Source organism: Aestuarium sp., from assembly GCF_023253315.1.
In the GTDB taxonomy this organism is placed as follows: Bacteria; Pseudomonadota; Alphaproteobacteria; order Rhodobacterales; family Rhodobacteraceae; genus Marivivens; species Marivivens donghaensis.
This window is the reverse complement of sequence record NZ_JALRGW010000158.1, coordinates 1-672: the sequence shown is the minus strand read 5'-3', so window position 1 is coordinate 672 and position 672 is coordinate 1. Positions and strand designations below refer to the sequence as shown.

At 49.3% G+C, this 672-nt stretch carries 1 protein-coding gene; it reads left to right on the top strand.

Going from position 1 to position 672, the window contains the following annotated elements; translation table 11 throughout:
* Positions 1-180 (top strand): hypothetical protein (locus AC1QQ2_RS14805; RefSeq protein WP_479713717.1); only part of this gene is annotated, 180 nt, incomplete at its 5' end.
* Between the last annotated feature and the right edge of the window lie 492 nt (positions 181-672).

Sequence of the window (672 nt, the reverse complement as noted above, 5' to 3'; positions counted from 1 at the left end):
TCTCTCCCCACAGCAAATGGGATGTTTTGCGCTGAATGCACGTACTACCACTCTTACGTGCAGGATGCTGGCCCAGCAGAGGGAAACGCAATGGCTGCAGCAAAGGCAGCAGAAGACTGCGAACGAAGAGATCACCTCACGCCAGAGCATGTTAAAGAGGAAACCCCGGTTCACCGTTAGAACCTTTAGCAGAGCAAAATCCCAACAACCACAAACAAAAAAACAGGGACATCAAAAAGTAGCGACGGCGCACGCCATTCCTGGCACTTGAATGTCCGGGTGAGTGCCCTGCTACTGCTCAAGTAGTCCAGTCCAAAAGTACTTCAGCAGCAAAAGCACATGCAGCCGCTCACTGCAAACAATGGTGATAAGAGTGATTTTGTGTGTGTGTGGGTTGTTACAGTGAAGATTACGCAGGCGTCGAGGAGGACGACAGCTGCAGCAGAGTTTGGCCCAAGGCGTCGCACTTCAGCTTCCGCCGTACCCACATCTCGTTGCCAACCTTCGAAGTAGTTTTTAAAAAGAAAAACAGGGACCATGTAGTCAAAACAACCCCCCCAGAAGAAAAAAAAACTTAACACATGAAGTACCTCAAGAAGGATGTTGTGTGGTTGGGGTCGTTGGTACTTGTTGTCTGTAAATAATGTGCACCAACACGTTGACGCCGATGAT